General features: G+C 61.9%; 17 protein-coding genes. 5 read left to right on the plus strand and 12 right to left on the minus strand.

The window, feature by feature from the left end; all coding sequences use genetic code 11:
- Positions 1–6: 6 nt before the first annotated feature.
- Entirely contained in the window at positions 7–4,764 is a 4,758-nt protein-coding gene (locus ACQY80_RS12150) for a hypothetical protein (RefSeq protein WP_428679868.1), read from the minus strand.
- Positions 4,765–5,083: 319 nt separating this feature from the next.
- Here ACQY80_RS12150 and ACQY80_RS12155 point away from each other — a divergent pair, with 319 nt between their 5' ends.
- Entirely contained in the window at positions 5,084–7,297 is a 2,214-nt protein-coding gene (locus ACQY80_RS12155) for a KAP family P-loop NTPase fold protein (RefSeq protein WP_428679871.1), read from the plus strand.
- 10 nt (positions 7,298–7,307) lie between these two features.
- On the opposite strand, the gene ACQY80_RS12160 is transcribed toward ACQY80_RS12155, so the two are convergent.
- Together ACQY80_RS12160 and ACQY80_RS12165 are read right to left on the minus strand one after the other, a co-directional pair.
- Positions 7,308–8,759, minus strand: coding sequence for a toll/interleukin-1 receptor domain-containing protein (locus ACQY80_RS12160; RefSeq protein WP_428679874.1), 1,452 nt, complete (start codon positions 8,757–8,759; stop codon positions 7,308–7,310).
- Between the two features lie 38 nt (positions 8,760–8,797).
- A complete protein-coding gene (locus ACQY80_RS12165) occupies positions 8,798–9,706 on the minus strand; it encodes a hypothetical protein (RefSeq protein ID WP_428679877.1) in 909 nt (302 codons plus the stop codon).
- 121 nt (positions 9,707–9,827) lie between these two features.
- On the opposite strand from ACQY80_RS12165, the gene ACQY80_RS12170 reads away from it, so the two are divergent.
- Positions 9,828–10,661: a hypothetical protein gene (locus ACQY80_RS12170; RefSeq protein WP_428679880.1), complete on the plus strand. Its 834-nt coding sequence runs from the start codon at positions 9,828–9,830 to the stop codon at positions 10,659–10,661.
- 573 nt (positions 10,662–11,234) lie between these two features.
- Here the strand turns inward: ACQY80_RS12170 and ACQY80_RS12175 are convergent.
- The 4 genes from ACQY80_RS12175 to groES form a co-directional block, all read right to left on the minus strand.
- Positions 11,235–13,067 carry a hypothetical protein gene (locus ACQY80_RS12175; RefSeq protein WP_428679882.1) on the minus strand — a complete coding sequence of 611 codons (1,833 nt, stop codon included), beginning with the start codon at positions 13,065–13,067 and terminating at the stop codon, positions 11,235–11,237.
- Between the two features lie 482 nt (positions 13,068–13,549).
- A complete protein-coding gene (locus ACQY80_RS12180) occupies positions 13,550–14,395 on the minus strand; it encodes a hypothetical protein (protein ID WP_428679885.1) in 846 nt (281 codons plus the stop codon).
- 168 nt (positions 14,396–14,563) lie between these two features.
- Complete coding sequence (groL, locus tag ACQY80_RS12185; protein WP_428679887.1) at positions 14,564–16,183, minus strand: chaperonin GroEL; 1,620 nt, start codon at positions 16,181–16,183, stop codon at positions 14,564–14,566.
- A 47-nt stretch (positions 16,184–16,230) separates the two neighbouring features.
- Positions 16,231–16,545, minus strand: coding sequence for a co-chaperone GroES (gene groES / locus ACQY80_RS12190; protein WP_428679890.1), 315 nt, complete (start codon positions 16,543–16,545; stop codon positions 16,231–16,233).
- 260 nt (positions 16,546–16,805) lie between these two features.
- Between groES and ACQY80_RS12195 the strand changes: the two genes are divergently transcribed.
- A complete protein-coding gene (locus ACQY80_RS12195) occupies positions 16,806–17,033 on the plus strand; it encodes a hypothetical protein (protein ID WP_054727955.1) in 228 nt (75 codons plus the stop codon).
- A complete protein-coding gene (locus ACQY80_RS12200) occupies positions 17,030–17,299 on the plus strand; it encodes an usg protein (protein WP_428679893.1) in 270 nt (89 codons plus the stop codon). The genes ACQY80_RS12195 and ACQY80_RS12200 overlap by 4 nt, the downstream gene beginning before the upstream one ends.
- Positions 17,300–17,399: 100 nt before the next feature.
- Here ACQY80_RS12200 and ACQY80_RS12205 read toward each other — a convergent pair whose 3' ends face one another.
- The 3 genes from ACQY80_RS12205 to ACQY80_RS12215 form a co-directional block, all read right to left on the minus strand.
- A complete protein-coding gene (locus ACQY80_RS12205; protein ID WP_428679896.1) occupies positions 17,400–17,879 on the minus strand; it encodes an Hsp20 family protein in 480 nt (159 codons plus the stop codon).
- A gap of 227 nt (positions 17,880–18,106) precedes the next feature.
- A complete protein-coding gene (locus tag ACQY80_RS12210) occupies positions 18,107–18,292 on the minus strand; it encodes a YdcH family protein (RefSeq protein ID WP_428679899.1) in 186 nt (61 codons plus the stop codon).
- 262 nt (positions 18,293–18,554) lie between these two features.
- Positions 18,555–19,250 (minus strand): type 1 glutamine amidotransferase domain-containing protein, encoded by a 696-nt coding sequence (locus tag ACQY80_RS12215; RefSeq protein WP_428679902.1) that lies wholly within the window; start codon positions 19,248–19,250, stop codon positions 18,555–18,557.
- 271 nt (positions 19,251–19,521) lie between these two features.
- On the opposite strand from ACQY80_RS12215, the gene ACQY80_RS12220 reads away from it, so the two are divergent.
- On the plus strand, positions 19,522–20,424 hold the full coding sequence (locus tag ACQY80_RS12220; protein ID WP_428679905.1) for a LysR substrate-binding domain-containing protein: 903 nt from the start codon (positions 19,522–19,524) through the stop codon (positions 20,422–20,424).
- 297 nt (positions 20,425–20,721) lie between these two features.
- On the opposite strand, the gene ACQY80_RS12225 is transcribed toward ACQY80_RS12220, so the two are convergent.
- Both ACQY80_RS12225 and ACQY80_RS12230 read right to left on the minus strand, forming a co-directional pair.
- Positions 20,722–21,144 (minus strand): DUF2147 domain-containing protein, encoded by a 423-nt coding sequence (locus tag ACQY80_RS12225; RefSeq protein WP_428679908.1) that lies wholly within the window; start codon positions 21,142–21,144, stop codon positions 20,722–20,724.
- Positions 21,141–21,995 carry a metal-dependent hydrolase gene (locus ACQY80_RS12230; protein WP_428679911.1) on the minus strand — a complete coding sequence of 285 codons (855 nt, stop codon included), beginning with the start codon at positions 21,993–21,995 and terminating at the stop codon, positions 21,141–21,143. The genes ACQY80_RS12225 and ACQY80_RS12230 overlap by 4 nt, the downstream gene beginning before the upstream one ends.
- Between the last annotated feature and the right edge of the window lie 72 nt (positions 21,996–22,067).

A 22,067-nucleotide genomic window follows, 5' to 3' on the forward strand; every position in this document is an offset into this window, starting at 1 on the left:
TTGTCGTTATCGCAGCGCCCGTGCCCGATCCTGTAGCGCCAGCGCATAAGGCCTCTGGTCGCGGACCATGCGACTGATGACGTTATTCAACGCTTGCAAGGCTTCAAGATTGGCAACGAGTTCGGAGGCATGTTCCGCCAGCAAGACGCGGGTCAGGTCCGTCAACGCCGAGCCGGCATTCGATCGAATTCTGCCGCTCCCCGCTTCGAGCGCATCGTCGATCCAGCGGATCGCTCTCATTCGGAGCGATGCGCCCGCTTGTGCAGCGAAGAAGGAGGCAAATGCCGATAGCTCGCTATCGTCATTGGCTAAATGATCCTTGGCGAACGCTTCATAGTAGGGCGCGAGCGATTCGACATGCTTCATAACGAGCGGATTATTCGCTATCTGGTGTGCCGCATCGACGCCAAGCATGTGCCGCAAAATACTTCTGCCTCGCCACCATTGCCCGCCGTCGATCCAGCTTGGCGCAAAGACATAGGCAAGCATCTGGTTCCAGTTGGAAATGAAGTTTGCGGCGTCGACATCCTTGTAAAGTCGCAGGAAAAAGCAGTCGATCATATGCTCGACGGTGAATTCTCCGCGCGGCCCCAGAGCCAGGACGGGTTCCCAAAGAATGCGGCTATCCCCTGCCGTTGCGAGTGGAATGCAGGCCGCGATGGTCCGGATGATTGTGAGGCCGAATTCGTCGAGGCGATCGAACCCGTCTCGTTCCTCGACTGGCTCAAACGGGTCGCCGCGCAGCCGCCAATCGACGTAGTCCCACAGTATCCGGATGGTACGGCGATGCTCTGCGGCCTCCTCAACCGGCGGCACCAGATCTTCCACCAAGGCCCAATCGAGAGCGGCGCGCAGTAATTCTGTCGCCAAGCCAAATGAGTAGCGACGCAAGTTGCGCAGGCCCGTGGCGTTGAGCGCGTTACCGGTCGATCTCATATAGCGACTGCACCAAATCCGCTCGACGCGCAGCGCAAGCGCCGTCAGATCGAGTCGTGTCGGACGATCGCCGGACAGCGGTCGGCGGGCTAACCGCCCACGCCAGCGGAGGATAGCGTTTGGTGAGAGGGGTTCGCCTTCCATCCGCGAAGTCAGCGCATTCAATGCGGCAGCGAAAACGATCGCCTCGACGATGGCATAATAGGAGGCGCCCAATTCGGTTCGAAGATCGCGAGCGGCCGAAGAAATGGTACGAATTACTCCGACGTCGCCGGTTGCAATACCACGCGTCAATACTCGGTCCCACCGCGATGACGTTCCCCAGTCTGCTGCCTTTGCGTGCACCGCTGCCAAACAAGCCCAAACCATGTCCGGCCCTATTTTGATCCAGCCGTCGGCCAGCATCTCGGCTTTTTCCGGCTGGGGCAGCGCGCGCTCGATCAGACAGGTGAGCCTCTCCGCATCCTTCGGCCGACTGGTGAGCCAGTCTCGGCTCCGTACCACAAGCGTCGATGCGATCGCGGTTTCGAGAACCATGCGATCCTCGGGCACAAAAAGGGCCATCCCTTCTTCGTCGTCGAGAGCCTCAAGCAAGTCGGATGCAACATCCGTGTCGAACTTAACGCGAAGATATTGTTCCAGCGAGCCCAGCACCTGGGGCAAATTTGGCGTGATGGGACTAGCGTCTTGCTTCGCCTGAATTTCGGTAGCGATATCCTCGGGACATTCGAAGCTTTGGATCAAGGCATCGTCAGCGTCTCTATCCTCACGCCAATTCTCGGGATCGAGCTGCGCGATCAATAAGCGCTTCGACAAATTTCCGTTCCCGGTCTCTACCGGCCAGGCAGAAATCGCTTTGAGCGCTTCACGGTCGAAGCCTGTATCCGCTCGTCTGAAATCAACGATGGTCTTTCGAAGCGAAGAATTCCGGTGAGCGGCTTGCTCCCATTCGAAGCCGATTTTCCGAAGATCTTCGCCAGCACGATACCAAGCGAACATGTCTGTTCCGAAACGGAATTTCAGCCGTTGTTCGTCCAACACAATAAGTTCTGGCGACGTCAGGAGAGGCGCGAGCACTCCTCGGAGCAGATGAGGGGCGAGTTTCGCGCAATCGCATAGCACACCGAGTATCGCGGCAGATTGCGACCGCTCAAGAAGCATGGCGCATATCTCATCAACGCCGTCCCCCGACGAAATCTTCATCCATAGCCATCGCTCCAGCGCGTCAAGCGCTCCGTAAAGTTGGCTATTAGTGGATTCTCGCGTGTGCGCCCAATCAAGCACACGTCCATCACCTGCGTAGCTTCGCTCTGTGCCGTCCGGCCACCTTAGCCGAATGGAGGTAGCAGCATCGGCGTATTCGTCAGACCACCGCTCCGTGCAGAACTGCACTAGCTGTAGCAAACCGTCTATTGCTGCCTCGGTTGCGTCGAAGAGGAATGGGAAGAACGGGCTATTCCAATAGATTGTCGGCCGGTCGTCATGCTCCCATTCGAGGCCCAATCGTCGATCGAGGCTGAATGACGCTCGTTCTTCCTGCGGATTGTCGTCGATGATGCAAGCCAGGAGGACCTCAGTGGCTACCGCGGGTGCGACTTTGACGAGGGGTGCCAGGGCCGAATTCCGTAAAATGGCGCGGCGGAACCCGCTGTGAAGTCGTCCGCTCGGACCTAGCGGCCAAGGCGGGAGCTTCTTGGGCTCAAGAAACGAGCGAGGAACCGGCGCTCGATCCCGCCGCGACTCTCGTGTGCTCCCACGCGGCGGAAACCTCTCGGCACGCAAGCTTCTCACTCTGGCCTGAGAATCGTCGGGTAGGGACGAACGACGGACCATCTCAAGTGCGAAAGCGGATACTTCGGTCGGAAGCTCGTCAGCCCCGGCGAGGCCGGCAGCAAAAACATCATCGCTATCATCGTTTCTGCCGCCGTAGGATCCATGGGCCAAGCTGATTATCTGCTCGGTTCTGGCCGTCTCAAGCGCAAGACGTGCTAAACTGGATCGGCCTACTACAGGGTTCCCATTGATAAGTGGTGGTGCTTTGTTGAGCCAGAGATGGCACAGCTTCGCAACGCTGGTGGAGCCCAACGCCGCGACTTCGGAACAATGCTTTTCAAGAAAACGTATCAGCGGGGGCCAGGCAGACCAGATCGGGCGACGCATCTCCGCTTCGATATAGAGGCCAAGATCCGTCCCCTGCGCTAGGCGTTCGGGAACCGTCGCGATGTGCATAAACCGTCGAAGCAGGCGATTGAGCAGCTTGCCGCCGTCTGCGAAAAGCAATTTTGAGCGGGCTGCCATATGCTTGTCGGCGTAGGGGTCACGGCAAAGAGCATCGAGAAGAACGTCGATGGCGTCAGACGCACCGGCGACTTGGGCCGCGGCAAATGCCGAGTCCCAGCCGGATTCGGCTTGAGCCGGTTCACGCAGGAGATATTGCCCCAGTAGTCTGAGCGCTTCTACCCACAGCGGCTGACGCGCGAGTGTTGCCCAATGGGCAACGTCGTGCGCAATTTCCTTCAGATATTGATAGCGTGCCCAATCGGAAGCGAGATCGTGCTGGAAACTGAGCCTATTACGCTGGCTCAACGCCATGGGAAGGCGATTGCCGCCCGCTTTCCACGCCGCGCGTTCGGATGAGCTGAGATCGGAAATGGCGAAGCTGCGCTCATATTCTGCGTCTCGTCGAGCCAACGCGGTCATGAAGCTGTGCAGTTCGGGGTCGCCCGCCGTCCAATAACCCCATAGGCGATCCGCAATTTGCGAACGCGCCGCCATTTTGCCTGCATCGGCAGCCGCGAACAGGGACGATGCAGACACAATCCAGGCAAGCGTTCTCAGGTTGGCAACCACCGCAACGAAGGCGTTGTCGTACGCATTTTGAGCGAGTGACGGGATATTCAGCAGTGCATCTCGAACCTGGCCTGCGTCGAGAGACTGCACCTGAACGACGTGGGCGCCTAGCAAGCTGGACAGCGGATCAAGGTGAATTTCAAAGCCGGCGCGCTGCGCGACCGCAATGATCTGCCATTTCGGGGCACCCGCGGGACGAGCGTTCTTAAGGTGACGGAGGAGTTGAGCGAGCCGGGATATAGTCACGCTGTCGGCGCGCTCTACAGCATCGAGAACGAGTATGTTGTGGCTTGCCATGCTGGTCGGCAAGAGTTCGGAGAGCGGCGCTGTGAGCCCCACCTGTTCGCGAGACGCTTCGCTTAGCGCGGCTTGCAGAGCCTCCGGGCCAAGCCATATTTGACGGGCCTCAGGGTATTTCGTGTCGAGAACCGATTTTACTAGGGCTGATTTCCCGACGCCGGAATCTCCGCTGACCAAGCATGCCTCGGCACTGCTCAAGGCGGCAAGAAGACCAGAATCGTCGCGGGAAACCTCATATCCGTTTGGCAGAAGCGTTTCGATCGTTCCGCGCTGATCCGACGTTAGGGCCGTCAGTCGGTCCCATGATTTGAAAATGTCTTTGTGGCCAAATTCTTGCCAAGCCTTAATCTCGGCCTCATGGGCCGCTTTCCATTCTTGTAGTTTCGACACAGTGGCTATTGATGGATTGTCGTCGATCCATTTTGCATGGATGGCACACATCCATATGCCGTTTGCTTCGCTGCTCCTTTGATCCGCAGAAAGAGATGGATCGCTCCTCGGGCCGCGCTTCGCCGCAGCAACAATATGAGACGCGATCCCAGTCATCGTCACGCCGCTCTTCCGGTCGTCAGATGGTCCAATAGTCAGATAGTTGCACGAAGGGTGCGAACAGATATACGCGGCACGCTTCGCGATCTGCTCTTTGGTTGGTGCGCTGAAATCGTCCCTGCCCGCCATGTCTCGTATCTAGGATGTTCCTGCGCAAGTCCAAGGCCGGATTTCTACTGCAAGCTTTGTTTAGTGGTCATGCAGAGCCACCGGCGCGCCCGACACACTCGAGGGCTTCTCGTTATGATCGACAAGACGAAATCGATAATCTCGAAGTTGGCAAGAGATTGGGATTTCGCAACACCGCGGATAGGCGACACACAACATTTGCTACGCTGCATTTCAGTCCAAAAGCTGCCCTTTTGCAGTCGGCCAGCAGTCGGATCGGATCGAGGGGCAGTGGACGAGCAAGCCCGCCGCATGCCATCAAGGCCAAAGGGGAGCGATTATGGTTGATAGGGCGATCCTGGAAGTTCGCGGCGAGCGAGCATTGCGATGCGGAGAGCGCGACCGACTTGGTTTCGGGGAGGTCGCAGCGCGGATCGCCGACGCGATCACCGACCGAGCGTCGTCTGACGGTCTCGTCATAGGACTCGACGGCGAATGGGGGTCAGGAAAATCGAGCCTGCTCACCTTGATCCAACGCGAGCTTGAACGTCGGCGCGAAGAAGACCGTCCAACGATCATCAGCTTTCGCCCCTGGCTCGTCGGCAATCGCGATGCGCTTCTGACCAGCCTGTTCAGCGAACTTGCCGAGAAAATCGCTAAGGTGAATCTCACCCGCGGCGATGCCACCGCCGACACGAAGCTCAAGGCCGAGCAGGCAGCCAAGACAGTTCGCGCCTTCGCCCGCGCGCTCGGTCGGGCTGGCGAAGTTGTCGAGGTCGCGGGGGAACTGTGGGCGCCGGCCAAATATGGTGGAAAAATCTTGAAGGGCATCCGCAGTTGGGCTGAGAAGGACAAGGAAGGCGACACGACCGACCTCGCCGCGCTCAAAGACAGCATCAAGATTGACCTTCAGGAACTCGGTCACCGGTTCATCGTCACCGTTGATGATGTCGACAGGCTTGAGCCCGCCGAAGTCATCGAGGTCTTGCGGCTTGTACGTTCGGTCGCCGACTTCCCTAATGTCATCTACATCCTCTGCTACGATGTCGACCGGCTTGCCGAGGCGATCGAGAACGGCGCTGACATCGAAGAGGGCGAGCGATTTCTCGAAAAGATCGTGCAGCTCACGGTCATGGTGCCGAAGCCCGAACCCTTCGAGCTTCGACAATGGTTCGCCGATGATCTCGCGCCGCTCATCGGCCCACTCAGCGACGCGGCCGAGGAACGGCTGAAGCTGGTGATCGACCAAGAGGGCGGTAACCAGCTCCGCACGCCAAGATCAGTCGTTCGAACCCTCGATTCGATCCGCTTTTTCTGGCCGGCCATGCGCGCCGAGCAGATCGATGTTGCCGATCTCGTCTGGTTACAACTCGTAAAGGATGGCGCGCCGGCGCTTTACCGGTGGACCGAAACCTATGTTGCGAGCGTCGCGGCCACCTCGTTCGGCACCGCAACAGTGACGGAACAGACCATTGCCGCGCGCGAGAAGGATCTCGTTGAAGCCGTCGGCGACGGATTGCTCGATGACATGATGTACCGGAATTTCATTTCCGAAATATTGCCCGGGCTTGAGGCTAGACTAGGCGATGGGGACGAGCCGCCAGTCCGGATTCACCGAGGGGTCGATGCGCGGGACCGGGAGGCGGCGATTTCCGGACGCCGCCTCGCAAGTCCTGACCATTACCGTATGTATTTCGGCCTCATCGGACCATCGCACGCAGTGACGCAGCAGGGTTTCGATCTCTTCTGGGCGGCGGTCGATGACGGGCCGGAAGCAGCAGCGGCTGTGCTACTCGAATTGCAAGGTCACCAGGCGCTTGGAAGTTTGCGCAAGATTGACGTGCTGCTCGAACGGCTGCGCGGAATGGACGAGGCGCTCTGGACGCCTGCGCGAGCGCGCTCGCTCCTTCTTGCGCTCGGCACGATGATGGACGAAGCCGAGCGCCGGGCACCACCCGATCGCAATATAATCACCGGTCTCGACCGGGCCCAGCGGCTTGTGCCGATACTGCTACGCCGTCTGGACCCGGACGAAAGGGGGGCGGTGATTGATGCGCTATTCGAGAACGGCGCCGCACTCGACTGGCTGACAACGCTACTTCGCCGCGAAACCTTTGCGCAGGGCCGCTATGGCGACCGCAAGCGCCCCGAGAGCGAATGGTATTTGGCCCCCGACGAGCTCGATCGCGTTTCTGGATTGATGATTGCGCGCTATCAGGCGCTGTCGTTCGACGCTCTTGCGTCCCACCGGCACCCGATCAGCATGCTCTTCGCCTGGAGCCAAGCAGGCGATGAGGATGGACCTCGCGCACTGATTACCAAAGCGGCGGGAACCGATGCGGGACTGATCAAAGTTCTCGATACACTGACCTCGGGGATGGAATCGAGCGATCGCGGCCGATACACCGTGCTAAAGAAGGATAATGTTGAGCCGTTTCTGGACTTTGCAGCCGCGCGGGAGCGGCTCGATGCCATTGCCAAGGGCGATGACCCGGAGCTTGCCGCTGCCGCGAAACGGTTGATCGGCGCGGCTGACGACGCCAAATATTGGTAGCTGTCCGGCGTTAGGGCAGGACGCCGATATTCTCGGCATTGGCGAGTAAGGCGATTGGCAGTCCCTGATAACTAAACATCCGCCGTTCGCCCTGATTCTGCTGCATCGCGGCGATATGCGCCTTGAATGCCTCCACCGTCGCCGCGCCGACGAGCGGCGCTACACGGGAAAAATAGGCTTTGGACTCGGCGCGCGCAAACATCGGGAATGGCGCGAAGCGGCGTGATGCGTAGACGAGCGAGTAGGGATACCAGCCGCCCATCGCGGCGCCCGCCGAGGCGCGCAGGTAGAGTAAGAAATCAGCTTGCATCATCGAATCGAAGCTCGGGACGCTGCCGCGCGGGAAGGCTTCGGTGAGCATGTCGGCCTCGAGGCTGATCCGGTTCAGGTCCATCCGTTGCTTTCGTGCCTCAAGCGACTGGATATATTGGTAGAAGACTGTGAAGCTCTCGGTCGCCCTGCCTTGGGCCGAGTTGCGCTCTTCGACCAGATAGGGCCGGTCGAGTGCTGCCGCGACGAGATCGAAACGCTCCTCGTCGAGCGCCTGCGCGATGGTAGTCAGAAAGGCGTCGTGCGCCGCGATCTTGTAGCTGTCGAACTGAAAATTGTTCCAGCTGTGGAGGTCGCGGTCTCGAAACATCAACGTGCCGAGCTGTTCGTGGATCGCGAGAATGCGGTCCCAGTCGCGCGGGTCGCGGGTGAAACGAACCGCGGTCAGCACGAGCTCGGCGAACTGGCGCAGATAGGGGCGGATGGCCTCGAGCGACATCAGAACCGCCTCGTCGTAGGGCTCGCCGTCGTCTTGGACGGGCGCGAGAGCTTTGAGCTCGGTGATTAGCGCATCGCCATACTCGCGAATCAGACCTCCCGCCGCGGCTGTGCTTTGGCGGAGCGCATCCTCGGCGCGCTTGGCGCGAGAGCTGGTGCCCGAGGCCACCGGGGCGGCGGCAAGGATTGCTTCCGGGATAGCTCCGAGCTTTGGTTTAACATGCTGTGGACGGTCGAGCGCCCAGCGCAGGAGCTGCTCGTAGCTCTCGCCGAATTGCTCGGCCGAGCGGAAGTCGAAATATATGCGGCCCTTATAGAAGACCGGGATATGCGCTTGCCCTTCTTCATCCTCGTCGGTGATCAGCGCCGCATATTTGTCCTGCGCGCCCTTGCCGTAGAGCTCGGGCGAGATGATCTGGCTCTCGGTGCCGACTCCGCCCGCGCGGCTATCGGCCTTTTCAACATACTTTTTGTCGCAGATCATCAGCACTTTAGTGACGCTCTTGTCGGTCACCATCGATTCCATAAACTGGTAGCTGTCATGGCCGGGCTTCAGGTCCCAGACGTCGAGCGTCACATCGACACCGTCTTCGCGTAGCCGCGTCGCGAGCGCGATCACCCACGACTGGTGCGTCGGCGAGGACCAAGCATAGGAAATGAAGGCGCGGGGCGCAGCAGGTTTCGGTTCGGTCATCAGGGCCTTTTCGCCGAGCAAGCGGGCTCGGGCAAGGGTCAGCGGCTCGAAGTTTCGCCGGTGCGCGCAGGAGCGAGGAAGCGGTAAGCAAGGATCGCCGAAAGAAACAGCAGCGGGCCGAGGAATACGATGATCTCGAAGGCGCTGGTGGTCGTGCTGCGCGTCACCCCGAGGAGGTCGCGAAGGCCCGCCGCCGCGAGAAGAAAGCCGGCTAGCGTCGCCATGTCCTGCCATCCCTTAGGTGCTCTCTTGGCGCGCAGCAGCTCGATCCCGACGCCGAGGGTCAGGAGGACGAACCAGCCGCCGCTAATCAGGATCAGCACCTTTTCGGTCCAGGGGCGGCCTAGCGCTAAATCCCAGTTGAGCTGATCGCCTTGGTTTACGAGGACCCGGCCTGGGACCTGCTTAACGACCCGTATGTTGGTGGCGCCGTGGAAAATGGTGTCGACGCTCACCCGCGCGTCCGGCCAGAGATGGACATAGTCGAACGGGAACCCCGCAACGCTCGGATAGGCGGGAAGCGCGATCCGGCCCGTCTGGGTCGTCGGATAGGTGAAACCGTCGGCAGCGCGGCAGCTTATCTGCACCCGTTGCGGAGGGGTGACGCGATCGGGATCGCGATTCCAGACGACGAGCGTCGCGCAATTGTCACGGCCGCGCATCCGATCGGAGATTTCCGCTGGATCGACCGTTACCGTGAACGATAGCTCGGCGGCATTTTCCTCCGGGATCAGACGGTGGATGACCGCGGTGATCGTGAAGGCGGGCGTATCTACGTTCTTGCCGATGTCGACCGCATCGATTCCGCGACCGCTGAGCTCGCCATTGACGAGGGTCACAAACAAGATGGGGAGAAGCGGCAGCAGCGCCGCGGCGAGAATCAGCCAGTAAAGTTTCCGCCGCTGCGCACGCGCCAAGTCGGCCGCATGCGCCACTGTGCGGCGCATCCGCGCACGCATACTGCCTATGAATTCGCTGACGACCCCCATCGCTCCCTGCTAGGACGCGCAGACGGCATGGGCAACCCGGGCTTACGGTCGGCCGGACCGATACAGGAGGGACATCGACTTGACGCTCATCATGGGCTGGCGCGAAGGCGACCTCGATCGCGTCTGGATCGTCAGCGACAGCCGGCTGAGCCGTCCGGGCCGCATCGGTCACGAGCGGCTGACAGACAGTGGGGCGAAGCTGCTCGCCGCCGAGCTCGTGATGCGCCGGCAGACCCCGCTCCTCGTGTTCGGGACCCCCGTCGCCCGCCGGACAGTGGCGTTTGCTTATGCGGGAAGCGCGCTCGTCGCGCTTCAATCCTATGCTGCGGTGCTGCCGCTCTGGGGACACCTCCAGACGGTCGGCCAGGAGATTTTGCCGCCCATCGCAGCGCTCGCCGAACATCTCGGGCGTTTCGTTGCCGCCTACGCCCATGAGGTGTCGGGCGCGCATGGCCTTTTCCAGGCGTGCGAATGCGCCGTGATCGGCTTTGACGACCGGCTCGGTGCGATCGACGGCTGGAGCGTACGTGCCGAGGAGGGGGTGTCCGAGCAGGCGGCTCTTCGACGCCTTGATCTCGCGCCCGGTGCCATCGAAATGATCGGAAGCGGTGCCGAGGTTGCGCGGGCGCGGCTCGCATCGTTGACGCGCGAGCCTGGGGGCGCATGGCATCGAGAGCCGCTCGCGATGATCCGGGCGGCATTGCATGGGGAGGCTATGGGCCATACCGGTGCTTCCATGGGCGGCGATGTCGGTGGAGGCGTCCAGATCGGCTATGTTTCGCCGGAGGGGTTCGAGCTCATGTACGATGTAGTTCCCGGCACCCCCTTCGCCGAAATGCGGTTTCGGGGGTTCGACTTTTCGGAAATCTCGCGGGTGGGCGAAGCGTTCGTCAACCTGCCAGGACTCGCCTGAGGCCGCATGGCTGCCGTCACCTTTTTGCTGGGCCGTCGCTCGCATCATGCTGGAGATATGCGGCGCATGACGCCGACTGGCACGTAGCGGCCACACAGGCGTTCCAGACGCGGTGATTCGCTTGGATGACCGCAATAGGGTCGATATCTTCGACCTCGTGGAGATCGATGTTGACACGTATCATCGCTTTTGGAGTTCTTGCTCGAAAGCGGGGTGGCTACCATCGGACGGAGAGCAGAGGCTTAGTTCGATATGTGGAGTGCGAGACGCCGCGCGCACCGCGGTAGAGCATCTCGTTTACACAGAGAGAGTCGCCGGTCGAATGTCCGCTTTCCACCGCGAAGCGCCCAAAAGCGGCCAGACCGCAACCGGCCAGTCCCGGCGGCCAGCTGCCTGTGTGGCCCCGGATATTGGTGGAGCTTTTTGGTGGGTGGCAAGCGGCCAGTCGGAAATCCGTCATTCGCCGATTGCTCCGATCGGCACCGTTGCCAACAGCTCGGCTGGCCAAGGGTTGCACACTCTTACTCACGTGTCGTACCGCTCACTCATTGGATGCGGTTGGGATCGACCAGGCTAATTGGGATAGGAGTCACCAAGCGCATTCGATCGGACATAGCCATGTCGTCCGTCGAAGCGAACGAGGCGCCATTCTCCATTCGCGCGTTTGGAAATCTGGACCGTCGCCCCCGCAGGGATTTCGGCGATGTGCTCCGAATCGGCATCCGGCCACCGATACAAGGCCGTCGCCACGGGCAGGACCATCTCACCGGCCGGGCCGCTGGCGAATTCGATCTGACGGTCGAAGACGCGAGCATAGCTGTTCGGCAGGCCCGCTTTCCAAGACGCGAAGGGCAGAGCCGCGACGATCGCTATGGTGAGAAACGCAGCGATGATCCCGCCGCGCTTCGGCCATCCGTGGCGCGGCGGCGTCAGCGGTTGCAGAAGGTCGAGCTTTTCGGAAACAGACTGCAGGTCGCGGCGGACGAGCCAATGACCCGCGGCGCCCCAGACGATCCCGGCCACCGCCGTTCCTGCGAGAATCTGTGCCGCGACCTTGAACCATGTCTGGCTGACTTCTTCCTGCTGAAGAATCGCCGCGATTACCACGAGGGCCGCCGCAAGACCCAGCGAGGCAGCAACGCCGAGATTTTTCCGCCAGCGTTTGCGCGCCACCCGGTCCTTGAGCGGCTCGATGCCGCGAATGACCATGGTCGCGAGCGCGCTTGCGCCTGCCGGGCCTAAGAGTGCGCCGTATCGATGCGTCATCGCAGCGCGAATTTCCGCGCCCTGCGCCTCTTGATAGGCCTCTTTCGATTTCCCCTTGTGATCGGCCGCGCGTTCCTCGGTCACGTCGATCGCTTCGCGGAGCAAGCGTTTCCCCGCGAGACTCTCGGTCAGCGCGACCCAGTCCACGCGATCTTCCGCTTCGGGCAGTTGGAGCGCGCGGGCGAGAAGCGGCTCTCCTTCGACGATCAACGCGTCGGAGCCCACGGCATGGAGCGCCGCGTTCGCTTCGCCGGCTTGAACTGAAGCGCGTGCAGCATTGGCGGCCGCGGCAAAGCCGATGCTGAGGATTGCACCCGCCGGTTCGTCCGCGGCCCGGACATCCGAAAATGCGACGGCGCCGCGCGCCACTAGGTCAGACCAATTGTCCCTGACGATCTCGGCCCATCCGGCGAACCCGATCGCGCCCAACTCCAGCGTGGTGCTGCCATCGACGAGCGCCTGACGGACATCGAGATACAGCCTGCTGCCCCGCCCCTGGCAATCCGAGCAGGTTATCTGGCCTGATCCGCCGCAATTGTCGCAACCTGTCTCGCCTGATCCGCGGCAGGGCCTGCAGGTCTCGTTCACCCGTCCGCTACCCCCGCAACCCCAACAGGTGTCGCGATAATGTTCGGTCTCGTTGTTAGGGCCGGTTCGTGTTCGCGGGAAATAGCCTGGGCCGCCGCAACCCTTGCATATCACTCTGACTTCGCGGGTCCCCGAGCAATTATCGCAGGTGACACGGCCGGTGGCGCCGCAGTTGCCGCAGTTCACGGTCCTCCTGCCCCGGCAACTGTCGCATGTCTCGGTTCTGGTATGCCGGAACGCATAATCCGGCAATGGCTTTCGCGAGACCGGACGAAGCCAGTCGTTTGGCCGCGAACAGGCGCATTCGGTCAGCGCTGTATGGAGCGGCCGGGCGTCCAGGGCAGCCCTGACTTGATCCTCGATCGGATCATTCAGCAGCGGCGCATCGGCCCGCGAGCGCGTGTCTTCCCAGTCGAAGGTGAAACCGGCTTGACCAGCAAACGAGATGCGCTGTGCTTCCGGGCCTACGACATGCCACGCCTCTACATTGCCTTCCAATCTGCTCTGCAGCCAGGTCTCGAGCCCCCTTAATATCGTGTCTGGATTCTCCACCCGGTCTGCTCCCCCGAACAATGCTTCGGAAGATATGCCCTCTGTTGCCGGATTTCTTCAAGCCTTTACGAACAGTTGGCGATCTTGCTTGTCAGCCGCGATATGGCCGGCGGCGGTCTGGCCGTTTGGGCGATATCGATAGATCCGGCAGTGTGCTTTGGACGATATATCCACCGCAGCGGCCGCTCAGTGCGAAAGTGTCGGCCTTTGCGAATTACCGGAGCGCATTATTTGAAACCGGAGCGCAAGCAGCACTCGGTTTGTTGCTACAGCGACCGCCGACCATGAGATGCCATTGAAGCGCCTTGGTGGGCAAATGCGTTCGCCGGCGGCGATCCGACCGAGACGCGATGTCGGAAAGCCGCACGGCGATACGCGGGAAAAGGCACAGGTGCCAGCATACCGATCGGTCTGGGCTCGCGCTCGTGCGCCTCTCAAATGCAGCAGGCAAAGAAAGGTTTCATTCGCCGCTCGTCGGCGATTCAGCGGGCTCTCGCTGTCGCACGCACATCGGCCGCAGGGCACCAGCGAAGCGTTTCCTCCCCGAACTCCGGATCCCCCACCGCAATCCGGTCGATCCCGAGGACCCGCAGCGTCTCGCCGGTGGTCGCATCCGTGATCCATCCGGCGCCGCGCCGTTTCGCGCTGGCGACCGCGTTCATGCGGGCGGGATTGAAGGGCTGCATATCGATCCATCCGGCGCGCTTGCCGTCATAATAAAAGAGAAGCTCGCGAGCAGAGCCGCATGCAGCCGCAACTGGCGCATAGTGACCCGGGCGGATGTTGAAGGGTGCGACGGGCTCGGGGTTCGCAGCCGCCGCGGGAGCCGGCGCCGCGCCGCCCTCGGCGAGTTCGGGGCGCGCTGTCCGAACCGCTGCCTGCATCTGCGGCGACAATTGGCCGAAACTGCATTTGTTGAACGCGGTATCGTTGACGTCGACGCCGCCGCTTCCGTTGAGGAAGCTGACGAAGCGCTTCGTGAATTTGCCCGGCGCGCCGGCTTTCACGGCGAGGCTTCCGTAAAGCCCGGTGTCCTCAGCGGACCAGGCCAGCGTATATCCCTTGTAGTGACGGCTGGTCTCAGCGCTTCCGGGAGCGGGGCCCGTCCGGGTTATGCGATGGACCTTCGCATAGGCTTTATAGCCCGGTCCGCCCTGGTTCACGTCGCCGAAGCTCGTCCCATCGTAAAAGAAGAGCCCTGTCGCCTTGGCGCAGCCTTGGAAATCTTCTGCATAGAGTCCAGGCGCGATCGGCAGATTTGCCGCCGCATGAGCGGGCGTTGTGGCGAAGCCGCCGAGTCCGAGAAGTGCGAAAGAAAATCTGTGCATGGCTTGCATTGGGGCCCCTGATCTTTGCGGTCGACGAAAGAATGCATCGCGTTGTCGCCGGACGCCACATGTATTTTCCCGGAAAGCGGAGGCGGGCGCGGGTCCGATCTTGCAACCGCGGCGCGGCGGCGCGGGTGAGGGCGGCGGAAGCCCGCCGCCCTCCTTCTATCAGAAGTCCATCGCCGGCATCGGCGCGGCCTTCTCGTCCTTCGGCAGCTCGGCGACGAGCGCCTCGGTGGTGATCAGCAGCGAGGCGACCGACGCCGCATCCTGCAGCGCGGTGCGCACGACCTTGGCGGGGTCGATCACGCCGGCCTTGACGAGGTCCTGATATTCGCCGGTGGCCGCGTTGAAGCCCCAGCTATAGTCGTCGCTTTCGAGCAGCTTGCCGACGATCCACGCGCCGTCCTCGCCGGCATTGTCGGCGATCTGGCGCGCCGGGGCGCGGAGCGCGCGGCGGACGATATCGATGCCCGACTGCTGGTCGTCGTTCGCCGCCTTCAAGCCCTCGAGCGCCTTCAGCGAGCGGAGCAGCGCGATGCCGCCGCCCGGAAGAATGCCTTCCTCCACCGCCGCGCGCGTCGCGTGGAGCGCGTCGTCGACGCGGTCCTTCTTCTCCTTGACCTCGACCTCGGTCGCGCCGCCGACGCGGATCACCGCGACGCCGCCGGCGAGCTTGGCGAGCCGCTCCTGCAGCTTCTCGCGGTCGTAATCGCTCGTCGTCGTCTCGATCTGCTGGCGGATCTGCGCGATGCGGCCGTCGATGTCGGACTTCGAGCCGACACCGTCGACAATCGTCGTATTATCCTTGTCGATGACGACCTTCTTTGCGCGCCCGAGCATGTTGATCGTGACGCTCTCGAGCTTGATGCCGAGTTCCTCGCTGACGACATTGCCGCCGGTGAGCACCGCGATATCCTCGAGCATCGCCTTGCGGCGGTCGCCAAAGCCCGGCGCCTTGACGGCGGCGACCTTGAGCCCGCCGCGCAGGCGATTGACGACGAGGGTTGCGAGCGCGTCACCCTCGACATCCTCGGCGATGATCAGCAGCGGCCGGCCCGACTGGACGACGCTCTCGAGCAGCGGCAGCATCGCCTGCAGGTTCGAGAGCTTCTTCTCGTGGATGAGGATATAGGGATCGTCGAGCTCGACCTTCAGCTTCTCGGCATTGGTGATGAAATAGGGGCTCAGGTAACCGCGGTCGAACTGCATGCCTTCGACCGTCTCGAGCTCGGTCGCGAGGCTCTTCGCTTCTTCGACGGTGATCACGCCCTCGTTGCCGACCTTTTCCATCGCCTCAGCGAGAATCCGGCCGACCTCCTCGTCGCCATTGGCCGAGATCGTCGCAACCTGCGCGATTTCGCTGTTGGCGCCGACCTTCTTGGCATGCGCCTTCAGGTCTTCGACGACCTTGTTCACGGCCAGATCGATGCCGCGCTTGACGTCCATCGGGTTCATCCCCGCGGCGACCGCCTTCGAGCCTTCGCGAACGATCGCCTGCGCGAGTACGGTCGCGGTGGTCGTGCCGTCGCCGGCCTTGTCGTTCTGCTTCGAGGCGACCTCGCGCAGCATCTGCGCGCCCATATTCTCGAACTTGTCGGCAAGCTCGATTTCCTTGGCGACGGTGACGCCGTCCTTGGTGATGCGCGGTGCGCCAAAGCTTTTGTCGATCACGACGTTGCGGCCCTTGGGGCCCAGAGTGACCTTCACTGCATTCGCAAGCGTATCCACGCCGCGCAGCATGCGATCACGCGCGTCCGACGCAAATTTCACTTCCTTGGCAGCCATTTTTACCTCCTTCTTGCTGTCCTTTCAGTGGTTGGATGGATGCGGCGTCAGGCCGCCTTTTTGAGTGCCTCGGCCTCTTCGATTACGCCGAGGATGTCGCTCTCCTTCATGATGAGCAGTTCCTCGCCGTCGATGCGGACCTCGGTGCCCGACCATTTGCCGAAGAGGATGCGGTCGCCGGCCTGGACGTCGAGCGCCGTGACCGTGCCGTCCTCGGCGCGGAGGCCCGGACCGACGGCGACGACTTCGGCCTCCTGCGGCTTTTCCTTGGCGGTTTCGGGGATGATGATGCCGCCCGAGGTCTTCTCCTCGGCTTCGATGCGGCGGACGACCACACGGTCGTGCAAGGGACGGAAATGCATGCATAACCTCCATGTTGCATAACGATATGATAAGCCGGCGCGCCTGTCCGGGACGCGCGGCGCCGATGAGCTAGGAAGTGAATTTTTTCGCTTCAAGAGGGTCGGCGAAAATTTTTCGATGGCAGCTCCCGCAAGAAACTAACGCCCCTTATCAAAGGCCTGAACCTTCTTGACTCGACTCGCTTCGCTCCCAAAATCTGTCCCTGCGGCGCTTTGCCGCACGACGAGAAAGGAATGGCGACAAGGAAGGAGGCACGATCATGTCCGAGCCATTTTCCCGTTTTCTTCACCCCTTTGACGTGGCGCGTCACCCGAGCCTCGAGCCCGAGGTCAAGCGCGCCCTCCTGGCATCCTGGGCATCGGATCGCTCGGCGGTCCGAAACAAGCCCGCGCTACGCAAGCCGCCGGGCGCGCGCCGCGCTGTGCCGGTCGACGACGTGCTCGCGGCGCTCAGGTCGCTCGACGGCGGTGAGGCGCGCGCGCCTTGACCGATCGGGCGCTGATCGCCCAGCTGGACGGTTATGGGCTGACGACCGCCGAGATCCATTATTACCGGCCCGACCATCCCTCATTGCTCCAGCTCTTTGTCTGGCAGGATTATGACCTGCCGCCGGATTTTCCAGTGCTGTTCGATTTTCTGGCGATGTGGCGGCGCCAGATCGAAGCCGCGCTCCATTCAGTACGGATCGCGCACGATGCGCTGATCGGGCCCGCCGAATGGCGTGCGGCCGATATCGTCCGGGCGATCGACTGACGGATCGGGAGCGTCGCCGCGTGCCGCAACCGTTGTTGCGTATTGGTTTGTCTGAAACAGGAGTGCGGGGCCGCCGCTGAGCAGCGGCCCCCGCGAGACGTCAGGCGTTCTCGGGTGTCTTTTCCTTCGACGATCCGATCCGGCGCGGTTCGGCGGCGTTGCTGCCGATCTCGATCTTGCGCGGTTTCATCGCCTCGGGAATGACCCGGTTGAGCTCGATGGCGAGGAGGCCGTCGGCGAAGCTCGCCGCGCCGACCTCGATATAGTCGGCGAGCTGGAAACGCCGTTCGAAGGCGCGGCGCGCGATGCCGCGGTGGAGATAGGTCCTCTTCGCATCTTCTTCCGCGGGTTTGCCCGTAACGGCCAGCTGGTTCTGCTGCGCCACGATCTCGATCTCGTCGGGCTTGAAGCCCGGGACCGCGAGCGTGATGCGGAAGCGGTCGTCGGCCTCGCGCGCGATGTCGAAGGCCGGATAGCCATCCGACGTCTCGCTGCGCTGCCCTTTTTCGAGCAGGTCGAAGAGATGATCGAAGCCCACCGTCGAGCGGCGGTAGGGAGTAAAGTCAAAGTCGGTTCTCATTTCCAAATCCTCCTGATTGAAGCAATTCGGGCATGAGATGCGCCGGTACACAGAGCCGGCGCTCTCCATGTCCTGCAGACCCGGAAAATCCGGCCTCCGGCAAAAAATTAGGAAGGCATTTGCCGGTTTCAAGACCCGCGATCCATGCCGGACGGCAGCTCGTCGCAAAGCGCGGAAGGCCGGCCGCGGCCGAGGTGCGGAGCCGCGCTGAGCGGCTCCGCGATGAGTCAGGCGACGCGGCTCCCGCCGGTGTCGTTGCTCCATGCAGCGATCTGGTCCTTGACCGCCAGCTTCAGCTTCTTGAGCCGCGCGATCAGGACCTCGTCGGGTCGGCGCTGCCGCGTTTCCCGATCGATTTCGGCTTCGAGGCGGGCATGCTCGCGCCGGAAGTATTCGATATGTTTGCTGGACATCTTCTTCTCCATGCCAAGTTGAGGATGTTGCAGCCGCGTTGGCTGCGGCAGGAATGTAGGAAAGGCAGTGTTCTGATTTCAATGGGTTGAAGTGTCTATGCGCACCCACATGGGTGGGCGCGACGCCTGCGATAAGTACCACGAGCTACGAGCTCATTGGGTCGGCTATCCAAGAGCCAACTCCAAGCAGACCGTTCGCTGCCGGCTTTCCTGCGGCAGGAAATGGGACCGCCCCGTGGCCGGCCCCACTTCGGAACAGCGTTTAGCGCAGAGCTGCCAGAACGGCCTCGGCCAGCGGCAGGCTGGAGGCCGGGTTCTGGCCGGTCAGCAGATTGCCGTCGCGCACGACATAGGCGCCCCAATTGGGCCCCTTTTCATAGCGCGCGCCCGACTTGCGCAGCGTGTCGGCAAGCAGCCAGGGTGCGTTGTCGGCGGTCCCGAGCTCGACTTCCTCCTCGTCGCTGAACGATGTCATCGCGCGTCCGGCGAACGGCCAGCTCCCGTCTGGTTCGCGGGTGGCCAGCAGCGCTGCCTGGCCATGGCAGACGGGCGCGATAAGGATACCGGCACGATCGGCCTCGATGAGGATGCGGCCCATGTCCGCATCCTTGTATAAATCCTCGACCGGGCCGTGTCCCCCGGGAATGACGATCGCGTCGTAACGGCGGCCATCGACATCTGCGAGGACGAGCGGGCTGGTGAGCCGATCGGCAATCGTGTCGAGATAGCGGCTGAAATGATCGACATTCTCCTGGCCGACGACGTCCGGATTCATGCTGTGCGGGTCGATCTTCGGCGCGACCCCGCCCGGCGTGGCGATATCGACCGTGCAGCCTTCGGCAAGGAACTTCTCGTCCATCACGACGAACTCTTCGGCCCACACGCCGCTTTCATATTTGGAACCGTCGGCGCGGGTCCAGGTGTTGGCAGCCGACAGAACGATCAAAATCTTGGTCATTGCTCTTCTCCTAACAGGGGTTCTGCGAAATCGATCAGGACCCGGGCCGCGGAAGGGCACGGGATGCATCTACCGACAGGCGTGACGGCCAGACGCTGATGGCCGATCGGCGCACGAACGACATCGTGCTCGCCAGCAATCCGTAATGCGGTGGCTTATTCATTCCTCAGAGGCAGGCCTGCCTCATGCTCGGTGAGCCTCAGATATGCTATGAAATCAGGGCCCACAAAGACTTTGCTTCTGGGTCAGCCATGCCTATGAAGCATGGCTCATGGAACTGCGCCATCTTCGCTATTTCGTGGCCGTGGCCGAAACGGGCAGTCTGACCGAAGCTGCCGAGAAACGGCTGCATACGTCGCAGCCTTCATTGAGCCGCCAGTTGAAGGACCTCGAGGCCGAGGTTGGCGCCGAGTTGTTCGTCCGCGGACCCCGCGGGATCGCGTTGACGCCTGCGGGGACTGCATTTCTCGATCATGCCAGGCTCGCGCTTGGTCAGGCAGGTGAAGCCATCGCCGCGGCGCGGCGCGCGGCACGACCTGCCAAGGCGAGCTTCGCTGTCGGATTTCTCACGGGTCACGAGGTCGAGTGGCTCCGACATGTCACAAGCCTGCTGCGCGACGAACTCCAGGCGACCGACTTTCGCGTCACGAGCGACTTCTCGCCGGCGATCGGGGCTGCGGTCCAGCGGGGCGAGATCGATCTCGGCTTTTCGCGGATCGAGCCGCAGCCGAACGTGGTCTACAAGGTCATCGACTATGAGCCCATCCTCGTCATTCTGCCGCGCGAACATCCGCTAGCGGCAAAATCGAGGATCGATCCGCGCGAGATCGATCCCGCTTCTTTCATCGGCTACTCCGACACGCCGCACGTCCTGCGCGACATCGTGCGGCGCTATTTCCGCGAACGCGGGCTTGCAATGACACCGACGCACTTCCTTGACGGCTATGCCACGGGGATATCGCTCGTCGCATCGACCCGGGGAGTCACGCTCCTTCCCGCCTATGTCGAAGCGCTGCTCCCGGCCTCACTGGTCAGCCGGCCGCTCATCGAGAACGGGCCGGTAATCGAGGTCGCTGCGGGGTACCGGGCCGACAATCCGTCGCCCGTTCTGGCGGCGTTCCTGCGCAATATTGACCGCTTGGCGTCGGCGCGGCGGGCGGAGCGAGAGGTTTAGCGCGCCAAGGGAAACGACGGCCGCTTCTACCGCACCAAACCTGAAAGCAGACCGTCCGAAAGCGGCCAATGCTGTTTAAAAGTCCCAAAAGGGCTTCCGCGCAACATCAGGATCGGACCGTCACCGGGCACGCAGCAATCTTTCCTGCAGCTTTGGCGTCATTAATCAGTGTTCCGAATACTCGACGGGTGTGCATAGCGGTCGACTTTTAGAAGCATCGGCGAGCGACGGATCGACGAAACAGGACGTGCGGCCGGGACCAACTGTGCCACGAACGATTATGGCCCATGGATCGGGTCAGCCGACCTTCGTCCAAATTTTCGTGCGGCATATAAATGCGACGCAGCCTTTCAGTTCGAGTTTTCCGCCGGCAAGCAGCTTCAAATAACCGCGCGACGCGCCATCACCGGTTTCCGGGTCGTAAACTGGTCCACCTTTCCACTCGTTCGGCCCGCCTTTGAAGCCATTTAACACTACGAGGTTCTTGATCCGGCGCTGCCTGAGCCTCGTGTCGGAATTGCGGACATCGCGAAGGTCGGGGTTGGCGCGCAGGCGCGCTGCGTCGATGACCTTGCCGCAAAGAGCGGCTCCGCAACGGTAAATCTCCACGCGTCCGCCTTCGCTTCCTGTGGCCCAGACGCCGGTGATGTCCGCGGCGGAAGCGGGCGCCGATGCGATGAGGCCCACCGCGCCCACGACTATTATAACCTGCGTTCTCATGCGGCGTCCTTCGCCAGTTCGGCCTGATCGAGGATGGTCATCGTCTTCTCGAGCAGGTGCCGGTCATCAATATCCCAAGGATGGAACCCCGGACGAATATAAGTGAAGACGCCCGACAGCAGCAAGCGCATCGTTCCGGGCCGGCGATAGAGATAGGACAAGAGCGAACGCCAGGTCGCCCAGTTGTTCAGGCCGTCCTGACGTAGCAGGTCGGCCGTATTGCGGAAGATCACATAGTGGAACCGCAGCGTAGTCACGCACATGACGAGGCTGCGCTTGAGCCAGCGCCGGAACGGCGCCATGTCCCGAGTGGCATGAAGATAGGTGTCGAACGCGACCGCTTTATGTTCGATTTCTTCCATGGCATGCCATTGCCATAGGCGCTTGGCCTCGTCGGTTGCGCCGGCCAGATGCTCGGGGTCTGCTAGCGCATCGTGCGCGAGTGTCGCTGTAAAATGCTCGAGCGCACAGGTCGCCGCCAACTGCTGAAGCGGCGGACGGCGCTTGACCCAGGCGATGGTACGGCGCGCGCGCTCCTCGAGTGGCGCGATATCATAGCCCGCGTCCTCGGCCTGCCGGTTGAACACGACATGCTCGCGAGAATGCATCGATTCCTGGAAGAGAAAGTCGTCGATCTGCTCGCGTAGCGGCTCGGGCGCGCCGCTGCGATAGTGCCGGACCGCGGTCATGAAGAATTTCTCGCCGACTGGGAACGTCGAGGACAAGGCATTGAAAAAAGCCGTACGCCCCGGGTCTCCGCCGTGCCACCAACGCGGTGGCGCGATTTCCCGGCCGAATTTCCTGTCGCGTTTTTCGATCCTGAGATCGATGGGGGTAGGGGTCGGCGGCATCGTGCAGCTCCGTAATAACATTGACATCAATGTTTATATAATCTGTGCGTCGAGGATGCAAGCCGAGTTTTT

Origin of the sequence: Sphingopyxis sp. (genome assembly GCF_965279755.1) — a bacterium.
In the GTDB taxonomy this organism is placed as follows: Bacteria; Pseudomonadota; Alphaproteobacteria; order Sphingomonadales; family Sphingomonadaceae; genus Sphingopyxis.